This is a genomic window from Streptococcus sp. 2342 (assembly GCF_013276795.1).
Taxonomy (GTDB): Bacteria; Bacillota; Bacilli; order Lactobacillales; family Streptococcaceae; genus Streptococcus.
Genome location: NZ_VMLR01000001.1, coordinates 127,083 through 151,736 on the forward strand (window position 1 = coordinate 127,083; position 24,654 = coordinate 151,736).

The 24,654-nt window shown below is 40.1% G+C and carries 14 protein-coding genes, 1 other RNA gene and 4 pseudogenes; 3 read left to right on the top strand and 16 right to left on the bottom strand.

All coding sequences use genetic code 11. The annotated features are described in order from the left end of the window. Nucleotides 1-377: 377 nt before the first annotated feature. The 12 genes and pseudogenes from pulA to HT689_RS09880 form a co-directional block, all read right to left on the bottom strand. A complete protein-coding gene (gene pulA, locus HT689_RS00615) occupies nucleotides 378-2,657 on the bottom strand; it encodes a type I pullulanase (RefSeq protein WP_173251725.1) in 2,280 nt (759 codons plus the stop codon). Between the two features lie 117 nt (nucleotides 2,658-2,774). Then, the gene (ligA, locus tag HT689_RS00620) at nucleotides 2,775-4,733 is read right to left on the bottom strand and encodes an NAD-dependent DNA ligase LigA (RefSeq protein WP_173251727.1); all 1,959 of its coding nucleotides are present in this window, start codon (nucleotides 4,731-4,733) and stop codon (nucleotides 2,775-2,777) included. Between the two features lie 92 nt (nucleotides 4,734-4,825). Further along, nucleotides 4,826-6,004 (bottom strand): MFS transporter, encoded by a 1,179-nt coding sequence (locus HT689_RS00625; protein ID WP_173225949.1) that lies wholly within the window; start codon nucleotides 6,002-6,004, stop codon nucleotides 4,826-4,828. A 79-nt stretch (nucleotides 6,005-6,083) separates the two neighbouring features. Beyond that, nucleotides 6,084-6,947 (bottom strand): MutR family transcriptional regulator, encoded by an 864-nt coding sequence (locus tag HT689_RS00630; RefSeq protein WP_173225947.1) that lies wholly within the window; start codon nucleotides 6,945-6,947, stop codon nucleotides 6,084-6,086. Between the two features lies 1 nt (nucleotide 6,948). Further along, nucleotides 6,949-8,850: an ABC-F family ATP-binding cassette domain-containing protein gene (locus tag HT689_RS00635; RefSeq protein WP_173225945.1), complete on the bottom strand. Its 1,902-nt coding sequence runs from the start codon at nucleotides 8,848-8,850 to the stop codon at nucleotides 6,949-6,951. 157 nt (nucleotides 8,851-9,007) lie between these two features. Continuing rightward, nucleotides 9,008-9,394 (bottom strand): annotated as a pseudogene (locus HT689_RS00640) (hypothetical protein); the annotation flags it as partial. 3 nt (nucleotides 9,395-9,397) lie between these two features. Next, nucleotides 9,398-10,288 (bottom strand): Rpn family recombination-promoting nuclease/putative transposase, encoded by an 891-nt coding sequence (locus HT689_RS00645; protein WP_173225941.1) that lies wholly within the window; start codon nucleotides 10,286-10,288, stop codon nucleotides 9,398-9,400. 402 nt (nucleotides 10,289-10,690) lie between these two features. After that, nucleotides 10,691-14,239 (bottom strand): LPXTG cell wall anchor domain-containing protein, encoded by a 3,549-nt coding sequence (locus tag HT689_RS09870; RefSeq protein ID WP_275689831.1) that lies wholly within the window; start codon nucleotides 14,237-14,239, stop codon nucleotides 10,691-10,693. A 153-nt stretch (nucleotides 14,240-14,392) separates the two neighbouring features. Beyond that, nucleotides 14,393-14,593 (bottom strand): annotated as a pseudogene (locus HT689_RS09875) (hypothetical protein); the annotation flags it as partial. Nucleotides 14,594-14,623: 30 nt separating this feature from the next. After that, a pseudogene (locus HT689_RS09590) lies at nucleotides 14,624-15,424 on the bottom strand (MucBP domain-containing protein); the annotation flags it as partial. A 110-nt stretch (nucleotides 15,425-15,534) separates the two neighbouring features. Continuing rightward, nucleotides 15,535-15,806, bottom strand: a pseudogene (locus HT689_RS09940) (hypothetical protein). Nucleotides 15,807-15,815: 9 nt separating this feature from the next. Then, complete coding sequence (locus tag HT689_RS09880; RefSeq protein WP_275689810.1) at nucleotides 15,816-17,297, bottom strand: YSIRK-type signal peptide-containing protein; 1,482 nt, start codon at nucleotides 17,295-17,297, stop codon at nucleotides 15,816-15,818. A gap of 484 nt (nucleotides 17,298-17,781) precedes the next feature. Here HT689_RS09880 and HT689_RS00670 point away from each other — a divergent pair, with 484 nt between their 5' ends. The 3 genes from HT689_RS00670 (at nucleotide 17,782) to HT689_RS00680 (ending at nucleotide 21,072) form a co-directional block, all read left to right on the top strand. Beyond that, nucleotides 17,782-18,660 carry an Rpn family recombination-promoting nuclease/putative transposase gene (locus HT689_RS00670; protein WP_173225937.1) on the top strand — a complete coding sequence of 293 codons (879 nt, stop codon included), beginning with the start codon at nucleotides 17,782-17,784 and terminating at the stop codon, nucleotides 18,658-18,660. Between the two features lie 234 nt (nucleotides 18,661-18,894). Then, entirely contained in the window at nucleotides 18,895-20,613 is a 1,719-nt protein-coding gene (locus tag HT689_RS00675; protein WP_004254235.1) for a phospho-sugar mutase, read from the top strand. A 111-nt stretch (nucleotides 20,614-20,724) separates the two neighbouring features. Beyond that, the gene (locus tag HT689_RS00680) at nucleotides 20,725-21,072 is read left to right on the top strand and encodes a thioredoxin (protein WP_138702464.1); all 348 of its coding nucleotides are present in this window, start codon (nucleotides 20,725-20,727) and stop codon (nucleotides 21,070-21,072) included. Between the two features lie 257 nt (nucleotides 21,073-21,329). Here the strand turns inward: HT689_RS00680 and ssrA are convergent. The 4 genes from ssrA to HT689_RS00700 form a co-directional block, all read right to left on the bottom strand. Further along, nucleotides 21,330-21,677, bottom strand: a transfer-messenger RNA (tmRNA) gene (ssrA, locus tag HT689_RS00685). A 61-nt stretch (nucleotides 21,678-21,738) separates the two neighbouring features. Then, the gene (locus tag HT689_RS00690; protein WP_173225935.1) at nucleotides 21,739-22,374 is read right to left on the bottom strand and encodes a GDSL-type esterase/lipase family protein; all 636 of its coding nucleotides are present in this window, start codon (nucleotides 22,372-22,374) and stop codon (nucleotides 21,739-21,741) included. Between the two features lies 1 nt (nucleotide 22,375). Further along, the gene (locus tag HT689_RS00695; RefSeq protein ID WP_173225933.1) at nucleotides 22,376-23,203 is read right to left on the bottom strand and encodes an HAD family hydrolase; all 828 of its coding nucleotides are present in this window, start codon (nucleotides 23,201-23,203) and stop codon (nucleotides 22,376-22,378) included. A gap of 21 nt (nucleotides 23,204-23,224) precedes the next feature. Further along, complete coding sequence (locus HT689_RS00700) at nucleotides 23,225-24,544, bottom strand: CapA family protein (RefSeq protein WP_173225931.1); 1,320 nt, start codon at nucleotides 24,542-24,544, stop codon at nucleotides 23,225-23,227. Nucleotides 24,545-24,654: the final 110 nt, after the last annotated feature.

Sequence of the window (24,654 nt, forward strand, 5' to 3'; positions counted from 1 at the left end):
ACCCTCCTATTTCTGTAAGCGTTTTCTATAGATTTATTATACTACCTTTTTAGAGAAGATTCAAGTAAATTACTATACTTCTTTAATTATTTTGAAAATCTACAACAAGTTCACTTACTCGTTCAATTGTAAATCAATATTTTTTCAAAAAATTGCGAAAACGCCTTTCTTTTCTCTACTATAATACCAAAAAGTTCGTATTTTTTCTATGATTATTATTGTTTTATAGCAAAAAAATAAAATCAGGAAAACAATTTCCTGACTTTACACGTTTGATGAAAATATTTATCAAATTTTCTATACAAGTGAGTTATCAGCTAAGTTCTTTCTATTCGTTCACTTCCAATGATGTGTTAGAATAGCGAGATAGATGGTCTTTATAAAACACTCAAGACAGCTAGACTAATATCATCTAACACATTGTCTTCTTTTGAGCGACTGTTGGTTACCAACGTAGCTAAATTTCCTGCATTTTCAAATGGATAGGGTTCTGATTTAGCATTCACAACCACCAAGAGGTGTTCTTTGCCGTGAACTTCATAGATAAGGCAGCCGCTATGTTCAATCGCAGAATGCACAAAGACATGATGGTAAATTTCATCATAGCTAGAGTAAGAAAAGGCGCCAGTTTTTGTCTTCAATCGGATGACTTGACGGATAAACTCAATACTGTCTTGACGCTCATTGATCAAATCCCAGTTGACTTGGTTCACACTGTCAGGAGCATTATAGCTATTCATCGCACGCTCTCTATCATCATGTGTCAACTCACCATTCTCACCAGTCGCAACCAGTTTGGTACGACCAAATTCTTGACCGATTTCCATAAAGGCCATCCCTTGCATGAGTAGGTTCATAGCTGTGGCTGTCTCAACCTTGTGCATGATTTGTTCTGAACTTTGGTCTGGATGAAGAGTTGCCAATAAATCGTGAAGATTGTAATTGTCATGGGCTTCTACATAGTTAAGCACCTGATTTGGATGTGTATAGGTTCCTAATTCACGACTTCCTAGGATTGCTTTAGCTAGAATTGGCTCTGTCGCAGCACCACTGACAAAACCTGACTTGATAGCACCGTAAACTTCTCCACCTTTGACAGCATCACGCTGATTGTCATTAAAGAAACCAATATTTGGCATTTCGTAGGCGTTGTCTTTCTTAGCCTTATCATAAGGGGCAAGACCTGTTCCCATATCCCATCCTTCTCCATAGAGGATAATGTTGGGGTCAATTTCATCCAAACTCTGACGAATCATCTGCATAGTCTTGACATCATGAATCCCCATCAAGTCAAAACGGAAGCCGTCAATATTATATTCCTGCACCCAGTATAAAAGAGAATCAATCATGTACTTGCGGAACATTTCGTGTTCACTGGCTGTTTCATTTCCAACACCCGTTCCATTCTGGAAGGTACCATCTGGATTCATACGATAATAATAGTCAGGGACAGTTGTTTGGAAAGGTGCATCAACAACTGAGAAGGTATGGTTATAGACCACATCCATAATAACACCAATACCCGCATCGTGGTAAGCTTGAACCATGGTCTTCAAATCACGAATGACCTGAGCTGGATCATCTGGATTAGTTGAAAAACTAGTTTCTGGCGCGTTATAGTTTTGTGGATCATAACCCCAGTTGTAGGTTACATTTCCATCCTCATCGTATTCTTTATGACGGTCTGCAATTGGTTGCAACTGAACATAATTGTAGCCCAACTTCTTGATGTGATCAAAAGCAGTTGACTGACCGTACTGGTTAACCGTTCCAGTCTGAGCAGCACCCAAGAACGTTCCTCGAAGATGTTCATCCACACCTGAGGTCGGTGATTGGGTCAAATCACGAATATGCATTTCACAAATAACTGCCTTACATGGATTTTCCAAACGCCAAGCAGCATCAGAACCATGCTTGACCTCGAAATTTTCGACTTGTTTTTCTGCATGGCTCAGAATAGCAGAACGTTTGCCATCAGGGCTGGTCGCGATTGTATAAGGATCACGTGTCAGTGTTTGGTGATGAGGGAATTGGACTTGATACTGATAAGCCTTACCAGTCAAATCTTCCTCAACATCCAAACTCCAGACACCAATAGTATTGTCCTTATGGTTATAAGAGTAGCGATTGCCTCTCTCCATATCAAAAGTCTTCCAAACAGGTGCATCATTAGTAGCTGATTCATAAACGACAACCTGCACTGCTGTCGCTGTTGGAGCCCAAAGGGCAAAATGAGCCTGATTGTCCTCTACATGGCAACCCAATTCCCCTTGGTAACCCCAGTGGTGGTCGAAACTAGCGCTATTGATAGCCTTGTCAAAGGCAAAAGGATTTTGATTCTTATAGAAAGGACTGGCAATAGCAGGATTTTCAGAATAATAAATTCTATCATCGCCTTCCAAAATCCAGACCTCCGTTAAGAGAGGATAGTGATTAAAACGGATGGCATATTCTTTACTGGTTTGGCCGGTATGAACCACAAAATTCAAGCTTTCTAAGGGATGAACGCTTGGGTGTTCAAAACTAAATAAGGCACCAAAATAATCTTCTTGGTAAGTTAGTAAATCAATTCGTTGATCCTTACTCTTTACAAAAGAGCAAGTGTCATATTCACCATTCTTGCGATGGTAATGAATGCGCATAGGGTAGGTATACATTTTTATTTTTCCTTTTTACTTTTTAATTTGTTTCTGTTTTACTAATAAATTTTTGACTAATTTTGTCCCGATTAACAAACATTGTCATTCTATCTAAACTCTGTTTTTAAAAGATCATTACAAACTTTCGAGCCAAGCTTCATCTCGAACTTCGATACCAAGTTCTTGTGCTTTTTGAAGTTTACTTCCAGCGTCTGCACCTGCAACAACAAGGTCTGTCTTTTTAGAGACACTGCCTGTCACCTTGGCACCCAGACTTTCGAGTTTGCTTTTAGCTTCTGAGCGTTTGAGACGTTCCAATTTTCCTGTCAATACAACGGTCAAACCTGACAAGGCCGCATCTGCCACTACAGTCTGACCTTTATAATCCAGATTGACTCCTGCTTCTTTCAATTCTCTTAGGAGAATTTCAGAGCCTTCTGTCGCAAAATAAGTTTGAAGACTTTTGGCAATCACCCCACCCAGACTTTCAATACTAGCCACTTCCTCTGGATCTGCCTGAGCCAGATTTTCAATTGAGTGGAAATGTTGAAGTAAGAGCTGACTAGCCTTGTTTCCGACATGGCGAATTCCCAAACCAAACAAGAGCTTCTCGGCAGAATTTTCCTTAGATGCTTGGATAGCCTGATACAGTTTAGCAGCGGATTTTTCCTTAACCCCCTCTAAAAGGAGGAAATCCTCTTCTTGCAAACGATAAATATCCGCCACATCCTTGACTAAATTGGCAGCAAATAGCTTCTCAACAATAGATGGCCCAAGGCCTGTAATATTCATGGCATCTCGAGAGGCAAAGTGAATCAAACCTTCCATGATTTGGGCAGGGCAACGTGGATTGATACAACGCAGGGCCACTTCATCTTCAAAGTGCAACAAGTCAGAGTCACAACTTGGGCAGTTTGTAGGGATATCTAGTTTCTCTTCAGAAATCCGTTTGGACTCTACCACACGTAAAACGGCAGGGATGATGTCCCCAGCCTTATAGACGATAACCGTGTCGTCTTTGCGGATATCTTTTTCAGCAATATAATCCACATTGTGCAGAGTTGCACGGCTAACAGTTGTACCAGCCAGTTGTACTGGTGTTAGATTGGCAGTTGGGGTTACAACACCCGTACGGCCAACTGTCCAGTCAACTGAGAGTAGTTGAGCTTCTTTTTCTTCAGCTGGGAACTTGTAAGCCACTGCCCACTTTGGAGCCTTAACGGTAAAGCCAAGTTCTTCTTGACCTGCTAGGTCATTGACCTTGATCACCACCCCATCGATATCATAAGACAGATTGTCCCGTTCTTGTCCTACTTCTTGGATAAAATTCCAGATTTCATCTATGTTTTCAGCCAAAATCCGCTTAGGATTAACTACAAAACCGAGCTGTTCTAGGTGCTTCAAAACCTTTTCTTGGCTGTCACGAGTTGAAGGACTGGCTTCTTGATAGAGGAAAGTCGCAAGATTGCGCTTGGCTACTACTGCTGTATCTAACTGCCGAAGGGTTCCTGCTGCTGCATTACGAGGATTAGCAAATTCAGGCTCTCCATTTTCTTGCCGAGCTTGGTTAACCTGGTCAAAAGAAGCGCGTGGCATGTAACATTCCCCACGAACTGTGATATCTAGTTCTTCTGGCAAGGTCAAAGGAATGTCCTTAACACGTTTGAGATTTTCTGTTATATTTTCACCAATAGAACCATCTCCACGCGTTGCCCCAGCAACTAAAATCCCCTTTTCATAAGTCAGCGAGATAGATAAGCCATCGATTTTCAGCTCACAAATATAGGTCGGATGAGCCACTTCCTTACGAACACGCGAATCAAAAGCTTCAAGCTCCTCACGTGAAAAAGCATCCTGCAAACTATAAAGAGGATACTGATGACTGTATTTTTCAAAACCATCTAAAACCTTGCCACCAACACGATGGGTCGGACTTTCTGCTAACACTTGATCTGGATAAGCAGTTTCTAACTCGACCAACTCACGATAAAGACGGTCATACTCACTGTCTGAAACCGACGGATTATCGCTGGTATAGTACTCAGTCGCATAGCGATTGAGTAAGGTGACTAACTCATTCATTCTTTTATTCATAAGACCATTTTACCATAAACTAAGCCCTCCTCACAAACGAGAAGGGCGGAAAAAATACTTAGATTGGAATTATTTTTGAAGTCCAAGCAAACTTATGTCTCTTTTTCAAAATGAGTTCGAACATAAATAAATGATATACAAGACAAGATGAGAACACCACTTCCAATTATCAGGAAAGAAGAGAGATGTACACTTGGCAAGACTGTCATAAATCCTTTTGCAATAGGCATAAATAGAATAGCTAAGGTAAAAATTGTACTTAGTACTCTCCCAAGAAATTCGCTCTCAACCTTGGTTTGTACTTGAGTAAAAAAGTGAATATTAAAAATCGTCATAAACAATTCACAAACTAAATTTCCAGAAAAGGAAAGAAAATTTGGCAGTGGTAATCCCATCATAAAAACTCCGACACCTGTCAAAGCCAGTAAAATCAACAGATTATAAACATTAGCTTTAATTTTACTAGCTAGAAGAGCCCCAATGATGGAACCAATAGCCCCCATAGTTAAAATACTTGCATAGGCTCCTTCTGACCCGTAAAGCTGATTCGAAAAGGGGAGGAGAAATTCAAAAGCGGCAAAAAAGAAATTAACGCTGGAAGCTACCAGCAAAAGGAAAAAAATTTCTTGCTGATGCCAGATATAGTGTAACCCATCCTTGATATCTACAAAAATATCTCTCCCAGTAAAAGCCTTTTTCTCTTGAACTTTTGCTTCCTCTTTTGGAAGGAAAGCCACTAGAACAAAAGCAATGAAAAAAGTCAGCGAGTCTAGTAATAGCGTCATATGGAGACTTGCAAATTGTAAAACAAGGAAGGAAAGAACAGGAGAGCTAACACCTACAACCTGCAAAACCAGCTCTAAGCGAGAATTATAGATCACAATCTCATCTTTCTCAACAACCTCAGTTATAATGGCTTTATTGGCTGTACGAGAAAATGCGAAAGCAATAGCCTGAACAATATTGGCAACAATCAAAGCGCCAATCATCCAGCTGTCATTCCTTATGAAAGAAATAGCCAGACAAAGAATCCCGCAAACAAGGTCCGTCGCCATTAAAATCCTACGACGAGAAAAACGATCTGAAATGACTCCGCCAAAGGGATTTACGAGAATAGATGTGACGAGTTCAGAAATCTGATACATTCCTAAAACTGTCTGTCCCATAGTTCCCATGGAAGCCAACCAGACACTATTTCCATAATCATAGAGCATATTCCCTATCTTGTTAACAGCTCCGCGGCTAATCAACTGTACTGCATAGCGATTCATATAAAAACTCCTCTCAAATTTTGAAACTATTGTATCAAAACTGAAAGGAGCTTTTTATTTTTTCCCTTATTTGGGAAAATTAACTTTTGACAAATTTTTCGTAGTGTTCCTGATAGTAGGCTACTTGCTCTGGGAGACCTAGCACATCAAAAATATGCATGGTCTCTTGCATCTGCTTACAACCTTCTTTACACTGTCCTTTTTGGTACAAGGCAAAGCCTTTTAGATAATGGAAAATATTACGCTCATAAAGCTTAATACCTTTACCAATAATCTTCTCTGTATAAGTCTCAAAATAGCTTGCATTGTCAAAAGAAAGATGCTCTAAACAATGCTGGTAACAATTGAGGGCCAAAATCAAAACCAATCTCTTATGGCGACCAATCTCTTGGTAAAATTCCTCCCTCTCCATAACTTCTCTACCAATCCGAGTGACATAGTCCACATCGTAGAAACTATAGAGGTTACCGAAAAGAATCAACTCATACATGGTCCATTCTTCTGTTTTGAAGAGATAATCTGCTACCTTATCCAAATCATCCTGCTTCATCTCATAAGTCGAATCTCTTTGACAAATCAGACCTTGTAGCAAAATCCAGTTCAGCTCAAAATAAAGGGGAGTCGTCGAACTCTTAGCCTTTTCAAGTTGTTCTTCTTGAAGCTTTTGAAAACCTGCAATATCATTTGAGTAGTAAAGTGGGATAATCTGTGCCATCATAGACACATGTTCATGATTATGGAAATCCCTTGCCTTATCCATGAAATTTTCGATTGTGACATGAATGTTATCCAAAATCTCAAAGAAACGTGAGACTGCTAGGTCAGACTCCCCAAGCTCAAAGCGAGATAACTGAGAGGTGGAGCAGGACTCGCCTGCCGCCTCCTTTAAAGAATAATTTCCACTTGTCCGAAATTCACGAAATACTTTTCCAAGATGTTCCATTTTACACCTGCTCTGATAATTCTTCCCACTCAAGCATGGCCTCTTCCTGACGATGGCTGATTTTGTCCAACTCAGCCTGCAATTCCATCAGTTTGTCGGCATCGTTTGTTTCCAACATTTGTTCAGAAATGGCTTGACTTTGACTTTCTAACTCTTCAATTTCAGCTTCTAGACTTTCTATTTGTCGCATGAGCTTACGAACTTCTTTTTGACTTTCTTTCTGAGCTTGATAGTCATTAACTGGGCTTGCTTCTTTTGCTTGATTGCTGGTTGAAGCTTCCTCAGTTTGAATCATTTCTACTTCTGATTTCTTCTCAACATAGTAATCGTAATCTCCAAGATAGAGAGTTGATCCATTCTCTGACAATTCCAGTACATGAGTTGCCACACGATTGATAAAGTAACGGTCGTGGCTGACGAATAGAAGAGTTCCATCAAAGTCAATCAAGGCATTTTCTAGCACTTCCTTGCTATCAATATCCAAGTGGTTGGTCGGCTCGTCAAGGATCAGGAAGTTGTTGTTTTCCATAGACAATTTAGCCAAAAGCAAACGAGCTTTCTCGCCACCTGACAGCATGCCAACTGATTTTTTAACATCCTCTCCTGAGAAAAGGAAGGCACCTAGACGGTTACGAATTTCAACTTCTGGTGTCAGTTTAAAATCATTCCAGAGTTCATCCAGTACAGTATTACTTGGTGTCAGCTTGCTTTGGGTTTGGTCATAGTAACCAATCTCAACATTAGCGCCAAAGCGCTTTTCACCCTTGATAAAAGGAATCTGATCCACGATTGATTTGATAAAGGTTGACTTGCCAATACCATTGGGACCAACGATAGCGACAGCATTCATCTTACGAAGGTCTAGGTTAATCGGTTGTGACAAGACTTCCTCGTCATAACCAATAGCCGCATTTTCAACAGTCAGGACAACATTGCCCGACGTTTTTTCAGACTGGAAAGTCATGTTAGCAGATTTCTTACCAGCTTCAGGCTTGTCCAAACGCTCCATTTTTTCCAGTTGTTTGCGTCGAGATTGGGCACGTTTGGTCGTTGAAGCTCGGACTAGATTGCGGTTGACAAAGTCTTCCAGAGCAGCGATTTCCTTCTGCTGTTTTTCATAGTTTTTTGCCTCAGTAGCTAGTTTTTGCTCCTTCAGCTCGACAAAGCGAGAATAATTGCCCACATAGCGATCCAAGGAATGCTTGGTCAAATCCAGCGTAATTGTCGCAACCTTGTCCAAGAAATAACGGTCATGGCTGACGATAATAAGGGCACCGCTATAATTTACCAAGTAATTCTCTAGCCAGGCAATGGTTTCAATATCCAAGTGGTTGGTTGGCTCGTCCAAAACCAAGAGATTGGGCTTTTCAAGGAGCATTTTGGCTAGAGCCAAACGAGTATTTTGACCACCAGAAAGCTCAGCTATTTTCATCTGCCACATAGACTCGTCAAACTTGAATCCATTCAAAATCGCTCGAATATCAGCTTCATAGGTAAAGCCGCCTGCTTGGCGAAAATTCTCAGATAAGCGATCGTAATCTGACATCAGTTTATCCAAATCCTCACCAGACTTTTCACCCATCTCCAGCTCCATCTGACGAAGTTGTTTCTCAGTCCGACGCAAGTCATCAAAGACATGAAGCATCTCATCGTAGATGGTATTTTCAGACTCAAAACGACTATCTTGAGCTAGGTAAGACAGAGAAATATCTTTTTTCTTATTGATTTCTCCACTAGTTGGCTCCTCTTCTCCAACTAAAATCTTCAAAAGAGTAGACTTACCTGCACCATTTTTCCCAACAAGGGCAATCCGATCTCGTTCATCAACTTGCAGGTTGATATTATCGAAAAGAACCTCTCCTGCAAAAGAACGTTCAATTTTATTAGCTTGTAAAATAATCATACAAGTAGTATAGCATGTTTCCCTAAGGCATTCAAGATAATGGTCTTAACCCAAATATCCTAGAAAAACCGACTCTGTTTATGCTTGGTATTAAAAAACATTTGGATTAGAAATTCTATTTATTTTGCAAGATAGATGGTAAAACATTTTTACTCGTTCACAAGAGTGACTCAAACTCGGCGACGGTCATACCCAACTGCTCACTCGCAACCTCAGAAGTCAGAAGACCTTGGCGAACGAGATTTACTAGACCTACTTTTAATCCCTGTTCAATGCCCTCTGCACGACCTCGTTCTAAACCTTGTTCAATGCCTTCCGCCCTAGCAGTTTCCAAGGCATAGTCCTGTGCTAACAAGGCCTGTTCTTCACGCATACGTAGTTGACTAAACATTTTCCTGTCCTCCTCGGACCAGCTCTTGTAGTCCAGCAGTTGGTCTGCTTGGCTGATGGCTCGCTCAGGTTCTTGGGTAAAGGGCTTGTTACCAAAAAACTCCAACTACGGCTTACGAACCTCGTCTTTGCTGGTTTCTCTGTATTTTTTTAGTCCTTATTTGTGATGGCCTTTCAATAGCACCTCAAACTCAGCCACAGTCATACCCAACTGCTGACTGGCAACCTCAGATAGCAGCAGACCTTGGCGAACGAGATTTACTAGACCTACTTTTAATCCCTCTTCAATGCCTTCCGCCCTAGCTGTTTCCAAGGCATAGTCCTGTGCTAACAAGGCCTGTTCTTCTCGCATACGTAATTGACTAAACATTTTCCTGTCCTCCTCGGACCAGCTCTTGTAGTCCAGCAGTTGGTCTGCTTGGCTGATGGCTCGCTCGGGTTCTTGGGTAAAGGGTTTGTTCCCGAAAAACTCCAACCACGGCTTGCGAACCTTATCTTTGCTGGTTTCTCTATATTTTTTTAATTCCAAGAACGCCATCTTGACTAGATGGTTTTCTTGACCGTTATTTGTGATGGTTAAGACCTCACCTGTCGTGTCCTCTCGCATACTAAAGCTATGAAAAGCCAGGTCATCTGAGAAATAATTGCTATCCACAATTGCGATTGCGTATACTGGTGCGATATGTTTGTAACTCTGGTGAGTATTTCCTTCTTGCTGGCGGATTTTTTCAAGATTTTGATTGACCTGACTACACAGGTAAGCCCACAGGCGATTGATGAAAAAATTCTGATGATGAACTTGGATTTCGATAATAGCCTGCGTGCCATTGTCCAACTCCGCCAAGACATCAATACTAATATAGAAATCCTGGGCCGAGTACGGCAGGGAAGGCAAGACGTGAATATTGCTCCCCTCCAAAATGGTCACATTTTTTGCTGGCAAGTCCAACATATCACGAATAAATTGACAAGTGATTTCTGGATTGCTGAAAATTTTCTTAGCAACCAAGTCATTGGTCGGGCTGATTCCCGGATGACGTACAGTCATATTTCTTCTCCTTTCATTATAGCACATTTTTTAATCTAATTTACTAGATTCGATGCTTCTATCTATTTATTCGGAAAAAGAGTAGAAAAACAAAAGAAATATCAAACTTTATAGCAAAATGAAATAAACTCTGAACAAATAGGATAGTAAAGTCGAATCAATTTCTAGCAATGTTTTATAAGTTATAATGCTCTATTCTGAATTTGAGAGAACATATAATTTAAAGAGACTGGACCAAAAACTCAACTTCCGTAAAAAATGAAGTAAATCTTTCCACAATAAAACGCATAGTCTCAAGTTTTTCAATACCTGATACTATGCGTTTTTCTGATTTGAGAGGCTTTTTTCTCAGTCTCTTCTTAATCTTAGCTTTTCTCAACCTGCTACAGTTGATAAAGAGCTTTATTTTTCATCTTCTTTTTTCTTGAAGAATCCTAGTCCTAGACCAGCTAACAAGGTCATGATACCAACGCTAGCCAAGGTAGCATTAGCTTCTGTACCTGTGTTTGGCAATTCCTCTCTTCTATTTGTCTCAGAAGTCGGAGTATTTGCTTCTGGAGTGTTTGGAGTTGGAATTTGACTTTCTGGTGTTGGAATAGTCGGATCTTGTGGAGTTGGAATCGGTGTGGTCGGTTTCTGTGGAACAGGATTATTAGGCTCTACTGGTGTTATCTTTTCAAATCTATGAATTGTAACACCATCCTTCGTTACAGTTGTAATATATCTGTATCCAGGAATATTTCCTGGCTCATGAGTTCCAGATTTTTCTGGTTTCAATGGCTTACCATTTTCATCCACCCAGATTGTAATATGATTACTTTCTGGAGTTGGTTTTACCGGTTCTTCCGGACTAGGTGTATTTGGAACTTTTACATACTCAATCGGTGTATCCTTACCAGGCTCTGTTGGTACTGGTGGTACCTTGTATCCATTTTCTGGATGTTCTGGATCAACTGGTACTAATGGATTTCCATCTGGTGTCTTAGGTGTATAACCTGGCACATATGGAATCACTGGTGTGTTTGGTTCAACTGGTGTTCCTGGCTGTGGATATTCTGGTTCTCCAGGCTTAGTTGGGTCTGTCGGATCGTTTGGATATGGTAGTGGCGTTGGTGTTTCTACACCTGGCACTTTTGGTATCCATGAACCAAGTTTCTTGTAAACCACTTCAATTGTTTGATTTGCAACAGTTGGTGTTATTCCTTTTCTTTCAGCTACTTCTTTTTGAGCTGGGTCTTTAAGGATGTAACCTTTAACTACTGGTGATGATACTTTATCGAATGTACTATCTCCACCAACTGCTTTCCAATCTCCATAAGCAATCTCACCTGTTACTACGTTAATCTTAGCTTCACGTGTGAATGTCACTTTGTCTGTTGATGGTTCAGAAAGTTTGTTTCCTTCTTCGTCAACATAGTTAATTGTACGTGTTACTTGTTTTGTAGTTTCTAGTTTGTTGATTAAGTCCTCTGTCCATCTTGGAATTGTTGGATCATTTGGATTATTTGGATCTACTGGTGTATCTGGATCGATTGGTTGTCCTGGTACTGGTTTATTTGGATCTTTCGGATCTGTTGGATCAAATGGTTTCACTGGTTTAACACGTGGTGTTAATGTCACCTTGAAGTATTGATCAACCTTAGGATCGTTATCAAAAGTACCCTTAGGTGGATAAGTGTTAGTTTCAACATCATATCCTTTTAGTTTTAATTTCGCAATTGTTGCTTTGATTTCACCGTCTTTTGTTAATGGTGTATTTGAATCTCCTGTTTCTGTGATTGGTGTTTCTAATACATTTCCTTTTGGATCTACGAAGCTTGTGATTGCTTTTTGTTGTCCGTCTTTTACATACTCAATCGGTGTATCCTGACCAGGTTCTGTTGGTACTGGTGGCACCTTATATCCATTTTCTGGATGTTTTGGAGCAACTGGTACTAATGGATTTCCATCTGGTGTCTTAGGTGTATAACCTGGCACATATGGAATCACTGGTGTGTTTGGTTCAACTGGTGTTCCTGGCTGTGGATATTCTGGTTCTCCAGGCTTAGTTGGATCTGTCGGATTGTTTGGATATGGTTTAGGTGTCATATCTGTTCCTGTCGGTGGTGTTACACCTTCTGGTAATCTTGGCACCCAATTTCCTAGTTTAGTATAAACTACTTTTTGATCTAATCCTGTCGAATCTACATTTGTTTCCACTTTATCTACTGAAGCTTTGTCTGCTACATAGCCTGTTAATTCAGGTGTGTCTACTTTTGCTAATTCTTTATCCGCACTTTCCCAATTTCCGTATGTGATTGTTCCTGTAACTGCATTATATGTCGCACTACGTTTGAAGTGGGCTGTTTGTTTTACAGTTGGTTTCGCATCCGCTATTTCTGGTCCATCCGCAGTTTCTTTCTTAACGTAAGTAATTGTACGTGTTACTTCTTTTTCTAAGTCAGATTTTGCTAATCCAGTTGCTGGCCATTTTGGTCCTTCTGGTTTATCTGGATCTACTGGATCATTTGGATTTTTTGGCTCTGTTACTTCTACAGTACGTTCCTTAACAAGTAATTTGAATACTTGTGTTGGATCTCCATCTGTTGGATCTTTTTCCTTATCAAATTTTTGATTATTTAATAAGTCTTTATTCTCAACTACATATCCACGTTTTTCCAACTCTGCAATCTTAGTTGTTACTGAATCAGTTGGAATCGGCTCACCTGTTTTACCTGAAAGTTCTACTTTCTCTTCTGGTAATTCTACCTCTGTTCCAGTTGTTGTGTTGAACACCTTCACTACAGCTTTTTGAGGATCTTTTTCATACTCAATCGGCGTATCGTTTTCTGGTGTTTCTGGAATCGGTGGTACCTTGTATCCAATTTCTGGATTATTTGGATCAACTGGTTCTAACGGTTTGTCTCCGATTTTTGGTGTGTATCCTGGTACATATGGAATTACTGGTGGAGTTTTTGGTTTTTCAGGAGTTCCTGGAGTTTCACCGTCTGGGGTGCCAGGTTGAGGGTTTGGTGTTTCTCCTGGATTTCCTGGTGTTGTCGGATAATCAGGATATTTAGGTTTTGTTGGATCGTTTGGATCGTTTGGATATGGAATTGGTGTTGGTGTTGGGTTTTCTACACCTGGCACTTTTGGTACCCAGCTTCCAATTTTCTTGTAGACAACTTCCTCTTCAAACGATTCAGTATCAGCTGTCACTTCACTAGAAGGAACCTTCACTTTATCAGCTATATATCCAGTTAATACTGGAGTTTTCACTTCATCTAGTGTTTGTTTATCACTCCATGCACCTATTGTTGTTAGACCTGTCGCTAAGTTAGTAGTTACTTCGCGGGTAAATTCAGCTGTCTTAGTATTCGTTAATTTACCATTATCAACTTCAACTTTTGTTCCATTTATTTCATCAATTTTATAGTATTTAATCGTACGTGTTACAGATTTTGTTTCTGTTTCAACTGATGTACGCTCTCTAAGAATGAGTTCATAAACTTGCGATGGGTCTCCAGTTTCTGAATCTTTTACTTTATCAAACGTTTCACCTTTTAATGGTGTTTTATTATCTACAATATATCCACGTTTTTCTAAGTCTTTGATTTTTTCATCAAGCTTTGTTGAAGGAATTGCAGCGTCTGGTATACCACTATCGATACTTACTTTTTCATTCGGCAATTCTATTTTTACGCCATCTCTGATCGTATAGACTTTTACTACTGCTTTTTGTGGATCTGGTGTATAGTTTATTTCTATATTTGTTTTTGGATCTGTTGGAGTTGGTGGTGTATATCCTTCCGTTAAATCTGTTGGATTTTTCGGTACTAAAGGAGTTCCGCCAACATTTGGTGTATAACCTGGCACATATGGAATCACTGGTACATTTGGTGTAGTAGGATCCGTTGGATCTCCAGGTCTTGTTGGATCGTTTGGATCGTTTGGATATGGTTTAGGTGTCATATCTGTTCCTTCAGGTGGTGTTACACCTTTCGGTAAGTTTGGTACCCAACTTCCTAGTTTTGTATAAACAACTTCTTTCGTTAGATTAGTCACATCACCAGTTGAAGTTGGCGCTGTTGCTTCTTCTTCTCCTACGCTTGCTATATCTGCGATATAACCTTCTAGTACTGGTGTATCTACTTTCGGGAATTTACTATTTGTGCTTGTCCAGTTCTTGTAAGATACCGTATTATGCTCTGTATCAGTTACTTCTTTTCCTGTGAATGTGACTGTATTTTCTTTCGTTTGTTTTTCAAGAACCGTTCTTTTTATAGTTCCATTCACATTATCTTCTTTTACATAGGTAATTGTTCTCTTAACTGTTCTGGTTGCATCTACTTCTGCCGGCGCTTCGCTTTCTTTATAAACTAAGGTCACTGTTCTACCTTCGCTTACAATATTCCCAGTTAAACTTGCAGAATCTGTAGCTTCTTTTTCAAAAGTATAATATCTTCCGTCAGTAGTAGTCATGCTACTGAGTTTTTTATCTGTGACATTATAGCTGGTACCAATAAGCTGTCTTTTGTTGGTAATGTAGGTTCCGTCGCTTTCTTTTTCTCCAATTCCAGTGTCATTTTTTAATGATAATAAATTCCCTTGTTCATCAACATAACGAACTTTCACATTTCCTGAGATTAGTTCTGCCAATTCTGATGTTTTCTTCTTTTTCTTGATTTCTTCGGTTATTTTATCTTTCTCTGCTGGTGGAATATTTAATTTTGGAATGATTTTTTCAACAACGAATCGTGATGGTTCCACCGTGTCTTGAATAACTGAAAAGTCAGCTAGAATTGGGAGATTATACTGAACACGGTGACTTTGAGGATTGACCCCGACTCTGTTATCATTTCCTGAAAATACTTGTACGGTATAAGAAACAATATCTTTTCCTAGTAAAACATCCCCAGTTGAGAAGTAGCCACCTTTTCCGAGTTTGCTATCCCCAGGGCCCAATGCCGCCCTAATCTTATCCGATAAATCTTTATCAGAAATCACATTCGTTCGCTCAATCCCTTTATCTACCCCTATAAAGCGTGAGAAGTTTTTGAACTCTTCAGAACTAGATCTAGCCCAACCATGATTAAGATTATTCGCTTTTGTATTTGTATTCTCTCTCAAAGGTTTGGGGATTAGCATTATAGGCATCGGCACTTAGAGTTGCTGCTACTTCTGACCCTTGAATACCAACTTCCTTGCTACCGTTTCTAGCGGCAGTATATGTGTATTTATCTGTTTCAACTTCCAGCTGATCATCGTTAACATGATAGGTAATTTTCTTAGCGCCTGGTATAAGAGTCCTCAGTAGTTTATATACTCTGTCATCGGCTTTAGCTTTAGCTGCCTCCTTAGTCGCGTTTATCCAAGTTGGAGTATTAGGAGTCTCTTGATCAGCAAATTTCAATAAAGTATTTAATTCGTTTGATAGCCTTATAGTTGTCTGCGATGTGTTTGTAAAAGTTTTCTTCCACTCTGAATCTCTTTCTTTTGATTTTTCTATACTTAAGAAGTCTTCCGTAACATTCATCACGATATCGCCTTATTTTTTAGCTTCTTCCGTAGCTTCTGCTTCAAGTTTATCGTACAGTTCTTTTTCTTCGTCTGTAAATTTATTTTTGGGTTTACGGTGCAATGAAGTATGTTTTATTTTCTCATCACGAATTTCATTAGCACGCTTTTTTAACTCTGCTTCAAAAAATCTCTTAATTGTTTGGTGCGCCTGTTCTACATCCAAACCTTTTTTATACAAGTCTTCATTCTGAACGATTTCGGCTACACGGTGAATGGTTTCATCGTATACCGTCTTCTCTTGGCCAGCAGTATCCTTAGTTTTAATGACTACTCGATAGGTTCCTTTAGAACCGTTAATATCTGAGATATAGCCAGTTACAAATTCCACGCGAACACGGCTTCCGAAGTCAGGAGAAAAGGCAGTAAACTGCTTCTCTATCCCATTATAGCCAACGACACCTGGAGAATATTTCCTATATTCATCCTTCTTCAAAAATGGAAGGTCTTTATAAGGAGTACCGGCTGAATCCGCACGTTCATTTTGAGCACGTGGATCATACTTCGAATTATCTGAAACTGTCTCGTCACGATTGGCACGTGTACGTCCTTTAACAAGCATGAGCATGTACCTGAAACGACGGTCTAAGGCTTGTTCGTGCACATAGATGTTGTCTAAAGCATCTCCGCCAAGCATACCACCTTGTATTTTTTCACCTTTTTCGTTGACATACCAACCTGTAAAGTAGCCTTGCTCATTTTTCTTACCGATTACAAATTTACCAGGATTCCCTTCTTTATCAATGGCACTCCAACCACCAAAGTCATGAAGCTCTCTAATTTCACCTGGTTTTAAATTCAAAGCATCACCAAGGGTGTTCATATTACGCAAGTAAGAACGTTCATTATTTTGGAAGTCGTCTGGCATATTTTTTACAATATCCCATAATTCTTCGAGAGTCAGATTTTCCTTAGGAGTATCAAATTTCAGGTTGGCATTCTTATCATCCCCACCCGTTTCTCCATCTTTAGGCACAATGACCCCGGGCTGGTGTTCTTTTACTATATCACCCTTACGATTGGCATCCAGTAAATCTGGATCAGTATCTGCTGGGTCTGAACCTCCCTCATTTCCAGAAGTCGGCTCTGATTCAGTTCCTGTAGCTCCATTCGATGGATTACTTGCGTCCCCATCAGCTAATTCTCTTTTACCACGAGTACGAGGTTTGGCACCTTCTGGAGTTACTAGCGGATTGTCAGCTACTGGAGCATTATAGGTGCTAGCTGCTGCATCAGTATGACTGAGGTCAGTCTTGTTTTCTGGCTCTCCAGTTCCAGGCTGTCCTGGATCTACCGAGCTTGCAGTCCTCTCAGCTCCCTTATCTGAGTCCACACCCTCAGCATGAGCAATCCCAGCTCCCATCAAAAGATAGAGCGCCCCAATGACAACACTAGCTGCACCGACACTTACTTTTCGTATACTGTATTTTAATTGTTTTTCTGGACTATTCATGCCCGCCTCCATATATATATATATATATATATATTATTCTACTATTTCTACATAATAGAATACAATTTCATCTAAATATTATACACCAGTCGGCTGTAAATTTCAAACTTTACGAATGGCAGATTAGGATATAGACGACTCTTTTTACTGAGATCAAAGCTAAGCTAGGAGCCCTTCATCAGTCCACAAACGTCAAAAGTCACTTTTATATCGATAGTCTACCCAAGAAATATAGTAATACGTCCATATCCAAGAGTCAGTTACATAAGGGACTGTGTTATACGGAAATAGAAGATTTTTTGACTTCAAGAGCCTATAAAATTTAAGTGTAGTAGCGACGGAGAAAAAAGAAACCCAACTGATTTACAAGCAAACAGCCTTACTATTTTTAAACTTTTCCCTTTCTTTTCCGAATAAATAGATAGAACCATAGAATCTAGTAAACTTAGATTTAAAACTGTGGTATAATAAAAGGAGGAAAAGGATGATTCTCAGACATCCGGGCATTAGCCCAACCAACGACTTGGTTGCTAAGAAAATCTTTAGCAATCCAGAGATCACTTGTCAATTTATTCGCGATATGCTGGATTTACCAGCCAAAAATGTAACCATTTTGGAGGGGAGCAATATTCATGTCTTACCTTCCCTGCCCTACTCGGCACAGGACTTCTATACCAGTATAGACGTCTTAGCGGAGTTGGACAATGGGACACAGGTTATTATCGAAATACAAGTCCATCATCAGAATTTTTTCATCAATCGCCTGTGGGCTTATTTGTGCAGTCAGGTCAATCAAAACCTAGAAAAAATTCGCCAACGAGAAGGTGATACACATCAGAGTTATAAACACATCGCACCAGTATATGCTATTGCTATCGTAGATAGTAATTACTTCTCAGATGATTTGGCTTTTCATAGCTTTAGTATGCGCGAGGACACGACAGGTGAAGTCTTAACCATCACAACTAATGGACAAGAAAACCATCTAGTCAAGATGGCATTCTTGGAACTAAAAAAATACAGAGAAACCAGCAAAGACAAGGTTCGCAAACCGTGGTTGGAGTTTTTTGGGAATAAACCCTTTACTCAAGAACCCGAGCGAGCCATCAGCCAGGCAGATCAACTACTGGACTACAAAAGCTGGTCCGAGGAGGACAGGAAGATGTTTAGTGAACAACGCAGGCGAGAAGAACAAGCCTTGTTAGCGCATGACTATGCCTTGGAACAAGCTGAGGAGAAAGGACTGAAAAAAGGATTAGTAAATCTCGTTCGCCAGCATCTTTTAACCGCTGAGGTTGCAAGTCAGCAATTGGGAATGACTGTCGCTGAGTTTGAGGCGCTATTGAGAGATTATCACCAATAAAAGATACTGGGTAAAAGTCTTCTCATAATAAAACGTTTGGTATCAATGTTTTATTATGAGAAGACTTACTTTTTTTACTGAGATTGAATTTTCCCTAGCCTCAACATCATATAAACCCCAAATTCAATCCGACCTGGTTTGAAAAGATTTTCGAAGCAGATAAGGTTTTACTAAAACTAAAAAAAATGATATAATCAAACTGATTAAATGTTTTAAAAATAAAGGAGAATTTTAATGTCTTACCAAGAAAATTACCAGAAATGGGTTGATTTTGCGGAGCTTCCTGACTATCTTCGTCAAGATTTGGAAAATATGGACGAAAAAACTAAGGAAGATGCCTTCTATACAAATCTTGAATTTGGTACTGCAGGGATGCGTGGCTTGATTGGTGCTGGTACAAACCGCATCAACATCTACGTTGTTCGCCAAGCTACTGAAGGATTGGCTCGTTTGATTGAGTCAAAAGGTGGAAACGAAAAAGAACGTGGTGTCGCAATTGCCTACGATAGCCGTCACTTCTCACCTGAGTTTGCCTTTGAATCTGCTGCAGTTCTTGCTAAACACGGTATCAAATCTTATGTATTTGAAAGCCTTCGTCCAACTCCAGAACTCTCATTTGCGGTTCGTCACCTCAACTGTTTCGCGGGTATCATGGTCACAGCCAGCCACAACCCTGCTCCATTTAACGGTTACAAGGTTTACGGTGAAGACGGTGGACAAATGCCTCCACACGATGCGGACGCTTTGACTACTTATATCCGTGCAATCGAAAACCCATTTGCTGTTGAAGTTGCTGATGTGGAAGCTGAAAAAGCTTCTGGCTTGATTGAAGTTATCGGCGAAGCTGTTGACGTAGAATACCTTAAAGAGGTTAAGGACGTAAACATCAACCCAGCTTTGATTGAAGAATTTGGTAAAGACATGAAGATTGTCTACACACCACTTCATGGTACTGGTGAAATGTTGGCTCGTCGTGCCCTTGCCCAAGCAGGATTTGACTCAGTTCAAGTCGTTGAAGCGCAAGCAACTGCTGACCCAGACTTCTCAACTGTAAAATCTCCAAACCCAGAAAGTCAAGCAGCCTTTGCACTTGCTGAAGAACTTGGTCGTCAAGTTGGTGCAGATGTTCTTGTCGCAACTGACCCTGATGCTGACCGTGTCGGTGTTGAAGTTCTTCAAAAAGATGGTAGCTACCTCAACCTTTCAGGTAACCAAATCGGTGCTATCATGGCTAAATACATCTTGGAAGCCCACAAAAACGCTGGAACTCTTCCTGAAAATGCAGCCCTCTGCAAATCTATCGTATCAACTGACTTGGTAACGAAAATTGCTGAAAGCTACGGCGCAACTATGTTCAACGTCTTGACTGGTTTCAAATTTATCGCTGAAAAAATCCAAGAATTCGAAGAAAAACACAACCACACTTACATGATGGGATTTGAAGAAAGCTTCGGTTACTTGATCAAACCATTCGTACGTGATAAAGATGCTATCCAAGCCGTTCTTGTCGTTGCTGAACTTGCTGCCTACTACCGTTCACGTGGTTTGACACTTGCTGACGGTATCGAAGAAATCTACAAAGAGTACGGCTACTACGCAGAAAAGACTATCTCTGTTACCCTTTCTGGTGTCGATGGTGCCGAACAAATCAAAGCAATTATGGCTAAATTCCGTAACAATGCTCCAAAAGAATGGAATACAACAGCTATCACTGTCGTAGAAGACTTCAAAGCTCAAACAGCTACTGCTGCTGACGGAACTGTTACAAACTTGACAACTCCTCCAAGTGATGTGTTGAAATACACACTTGCTGACGGTTCATGGATTGCTGTTCGCCCTTCAGGTACAGAACCAAAAATCAAGTTCTACATTGCAGTTGTAGGGGAAACAAACGAAGAATCACAAGCTAAAATTGCTAACATCGAAGCAGAAATCAATGCTTTTGTAAAATAAAATCCTATAAAAGATGAGACCAACCAATCTCATCTTTTTTTCGTATCAAATCTAAGCAATTTTAGAAACTTTATGGCATACTAGACATATCAATGAAAGCGAGGTAATCTCATGGAACAATTTTTAGATAATATCAAAGACCTTGAAGTCACTACAGTTGCGCGTGCGCAAGAAGCTCTTGATAAAAAAGAAACTGCAACCTTCTTTATCGGTCGCAAAACTTGCCCTTACTGCCGTAAATTTGCTGGTACCTTGGCAGGTGTCGTAGCTGAAACCAAAGCTCACATCTACTTCATCAACAGTGAAGAACCAAGCCAACTCAATGAGTTACAAGCATTCCGCTCACGCTATGGAATCCCAACTGTACCAGGCTTTGTTCACGTTGCAGATGGACAAATCAACGTCCGTTGCGACTCTTCAATGTCAGCACAAGAAATCAAAGATTTCGCAGGATTGTAAAAAATCAGCTAACAATCACAAAAACGCATAATGAAGCCGAAGAACGCTTTATGAAGCACATAGATTTTTAGGATACGACAAAAATGTTGTATCCTTTTTGTGTCCCTTTTGTGTCCCTTTTGTAAAAATAGGGTCTGTTTTAGGCTCTGTTTGTGACTCCCTTTTTCGCAAAAGAATACCAAGGAATACCAAAGACAAAAATAAAAAACGTTGATTTAACAACGTTTTACCAAGGAATGCAAAAGAATGCAAAGGAATAATGGAGCCGGTGGGAGTCGAACCCACGTCCAAACACCTGCCAACATATTTGTCTACAACCATAGGTTATGTATTATTTTAACAGTCCCTCGACACATAACTCAAGCCTAGAAACTGCGAGTCTATCAATCTCTTATCAAGCCGCTAGACAAGACTTGATCGTATCTCGCTAATAATAAGACCTGTCATTGAACACGAGCAATCCAAATCGGGTCACGCCTGCTGGTTTTTAGGCAGCTAGAGCGTAAGAAGTGTTATTTTTTGCAGTTATATTTAACTGAGCGTTTACGTCGCCACACGAGTCGCAAAATATGCCTCATAATGCCTGTCGAATCCGTAACGACCCCAAAAGACAATAAAACCATTATACCTTATCTAACTCAAAAATGCAAAAAAGAAATTAATTAACTACAAAAGATAGTCTTTCAAAGATATTGTCAAAATCTGATAACCAGTGACACTAAGGTGCAATCCATCAGTTGTATATTCTTTTTTTAGTTGACCTTCTTGGTCTATCAAACTATCAAAAACTGGCACAAATTCCACCTGCATATAGGCAGAAGCAAGTTCTTGATAGGCTTGATTCCAGTTCTGAATTTTTTCATTCGAGCGGATATAGACTGTCTGCTTGTACTCCTCTCCCTCATTGACTGGCAAAATAGAAAGCAATTTTATCTCTGTCAATGGATAATCACGAGCAATAGACTGTATGATAGCTTCGAGATTATTGAGAGTCTCATTCACAGGCACATCTTTTCCGATATCATTTGTCCCAATTAAAAGGACAATTTTATCTACTGCTCCACCGTACAGATGCGCATCGAGGTTCTCAAGTAACAGCCCTGTCTGATAGCCACGAATGCCTCGATTGATAATTGTCTTTGCAGTCCCAAATAGCTCCTGTAGAGGATAATACTCGACAATGGAATCCCCAATAAAAAGAATGTCTGGCTCTACAACAGAAACCTGATTTAAGTGACGATACTTGTTTTGGATTTTTTCTTGTTCCTTTAGTAACCAATTTTCTAATAACTGTACTGCCACTTCATTCTCCTTTTTCTAACCAGTTTTCCAAGACTTGATAAACTCCTCCTTGGCTATTGGCTGGCGCTAGAGCCGTCGCAACAGCTTTGGCCTTATCATCAGCATTTTCCATCGCATAGGCAATTCCAGCCATTTCAAGCATTTCAACATCATTTTCACTATCGCCAAAAGCCATGATTTGTTGGGAGGTCAAGTCCCAGCGCTTGAGTAATTCTTCCAAGCCCCATGCTTTATGAATTCCAGCTTGGAGGATATCAATGCAACCATAGCCACTGGATACAGCCCGAACACGGCCATCAAAGAGGTCATTGATTTCTTCCAAGACCGAATTCAAACGTTCCTCACCAACAACCATACTCATCTTGAGCACACCACCAAAGAGGTCAGAGGTTAATTCATCCACAAACTGCATCCGTTGGTAGAATTTTTCAATCATTTCTGGAGTCATAAAACTTTCAAGATCTGTAAAAATCGTACCTTCTTTGACGAAACCACCCTTCATGCCCGTCACAACAAACTGGTCCTGACACGCTCGATCCTTGAAATGAGCCAAAGCCTTATCGACAATGGCATCATCCCAAGTCTGAGCCTGAATCGGTTCATTGTTTTCAAAAATACGAGCACCGTTGGCAACAACCAGAACCACTCTATCGACCAAGTGCTCCAGTAGTTGCCTCATGCGGTGAATTTCATTGCCCGTCGCGATGACAAAACGAATACCCTTTTGATCCAACTGATCTAAAATCTTTTCCAATCGTGGGAGATCCAGCTGGCCTCTAGCATCCAGCAAGGTCCCATCCATATCTGTCGCAATTACTTTAATCGTCATTTACTTCCCTCTGGATTCAAGCTAATCCCACTTCAATCCCACATGTTCGTTCATTTCTTTATAGGCTGTATCAATTCGTTCCTTAGTCGCTTCATCTAACTGGTCACGATGACTGCCACCCTCTATGAAATCTTCCAAGATATAGGTTTGATAATGATATAAAGGATAGCCTTCTGGTGAAAAGGTTCCCTTTGGTGTTCTATTGACCCAAGTAGGATGAGCTTTAGCTGTTCCGATAGTTGTTTTTCCATCCTTCTTCTTAATGGTCACGTCCATGAGAACGCCACGTTCAGTCCACTTAGCATTTTCTTCATCTCCCATAGATTCAATTCGTTGATTGGAAATGAAGTTCCCCATTGAATAGATAATGAGTTTCTTTTCTCCATCTTTTTCAACCGTTTCAGATGGCTCAACTACGTGTGGATGACCTCCAAAGATAATATCCGCTCCCCAATCAATCATCTTGTGATAAAGAGCTTTTTGTTCCTCAGTTGGTTCCAATCGATACTCAACACCCATCTGAGGCATGATAATGGTGATATCTGCTTCCTTCTCTGCCCGTTCAATTTCATCCTTCATCTTATCTTCGTTTAAATCTGAAAGATAACGATTATAGTCTTCCTGAGAAATATACTGCTCAATTCCATTGAAACCATAGGAATAGGCCAAAAGAGCAACCTTGATACCATTCACTTCCTTAATGACCAGCGGAGCCTGATCACGTGGTTCATGCGTATAAACTCCGATTGGAGTGATTCCAGCTTTCTCAATAATATCGGCCGTTGAAATAACTCCCTCAATTTGCGAATCCAAAATATGATTATGAGCTAAATCCAGCACATGATAACCTGCATCCTTAATGGCATCCATAACTTCAGCAGGAGCATTAAAGAGAGGATAACCTGCTAAATAATGATCCTTATTGATGGTTCCTTCAAAATCACCAATAGCTAAGTCTGCTTGCTTAAGCCAAGGAGTAACATACTCAAAATTCTCATGAAAGTCATAGGTACCGTCTCCTTTTTTAGCTGAAAAGAAAAGTCCATCGTGGTAGAGCAAATCTCCGTTGGCCATAATTCTGGCAGTTTTTTCCTCTTCCTGCTCCTGAGACTTTTGCTTAGTCCCCTCTTGAGAAATAGTATCTCGTTTTTGACTGGTTAAAGGGATTCCTTGGAAACTTTCAAACAACAAGACCAAGCCCATTGATAAAGCAACTGCTAGCAAGAGTATCGCCACAAATCCTTTATTGCTCCACCTGCGATAACTCCTAAAAAAGTTTACCAAGCCCTTCATAAAACGAAAAGCTAAACCACCCTGATTTCTACCTTGTCTTCTTTGCATCTTCATTCTCCCTACTTTCTTATGCAAGCCTTTTCTTTTTATTATATCATAGATAAGTAATTCTTTCACAATTGATACTCTTCGAAAATCTCTTCAAACCACGTCGGCGT

What these genes read in the sequence shown, in the direction of transcription:
- HT689_RS00680 (WP_138702464.1), top strand. Translation starts at nt 20,725, where the DNA reads ATGGAACAATTTTTAGATAATATCAAAGACCTTGAAGTCACTACAGTT.
- HT689_RS09870 (WP_275689831.1), bottom strand. Translation starts at nt 14,239, where the DNA reads ATGACACCTAAACCATATCCAAACGATCCAAACGATCCAACAAGACCT.
- HT689_RS00695 (WP_173225933.1), bottom strand. Translation starts at nt 23,203, where the DNA reads ATGACGATTAAAGTAATTGCGACAGATATGGATGGGACCTTGCTGGAT.
- HT689_RS00625 (WP_173225949.1), bottom strand. Translation starts at nt 6,004, where the DNA reads ATGAATCGCTATGCAGTACAGTTGATTAGCCGCGGAGCTGTTAACAAG.
- HT689_RS00645 (WP_173225941.1), bottom strand. Translation starts at nt 10,288, where the DNA reads ATGACTGTACGTCATCCGGGAATCAGCCCGACCAATGACTTGGTTGCT.
- HT689_RS00670 (WP_173225937.1), top strand. Translation starts at nt 17,782, where the DNA reads ATGATTCTCAGACATCCGGGCATTAGCCCAACCAACGACTTGGTTGCT.
- HT689_RS00635 (WP_173225945.1), bottom strand. Translation starts at nt 8,850, where the DNA reads ATGATTATTTTACAAGCTAATAAAATTGAACGTTCTTTTGCAGGAGAG.
- HT689_RS09880 (WP_275689810.1), bottom strand. Translation starts at nt 17,297, where the DNA reads ATGAATAGTCCAGAAAAACAATTAAAATACAGTATACGAAAAGTAAGT.
- ligA (WP_173251727.1), bottom strand. Translation starts at nt 4,733, where the DNA reads ATGAATAAAAGAATGAATGAGTTAGTCACCTTACTCAATCGCTATGCG.
- HT689_RS00700 (WP_173225931.1), bottom strand. Translation starts at nt 24,544, where the DNA reads ATGCAAAGAAGACAAGGTAGAAATCAGGGTGGTTTAGCTTTTCGTTTT.
- HT689_RS00675 (WP_004254235.1), top strand. Translation starts at nt 18,895, where the DNA reads ATGTCTTACCAAGAAAATTACCAGAAATGGGTTGATTTTGCGGAGCTT.
- pulA (WP_173251725.1), bottom strand. Translation starts at nt 2,657, where the DNA reads ATGTATACCTACCCTATGCGCATTCATTACCATCGCAAGAATGGTGAA.
- HT689_RS00630 (WP_173225947.1), bottom strand. Translation starts at nt 6,947, where the DNA reads ATGGAACATCTTGGAAAAGTATTTCGTGAATTTCGGACAAGTGGAAAT.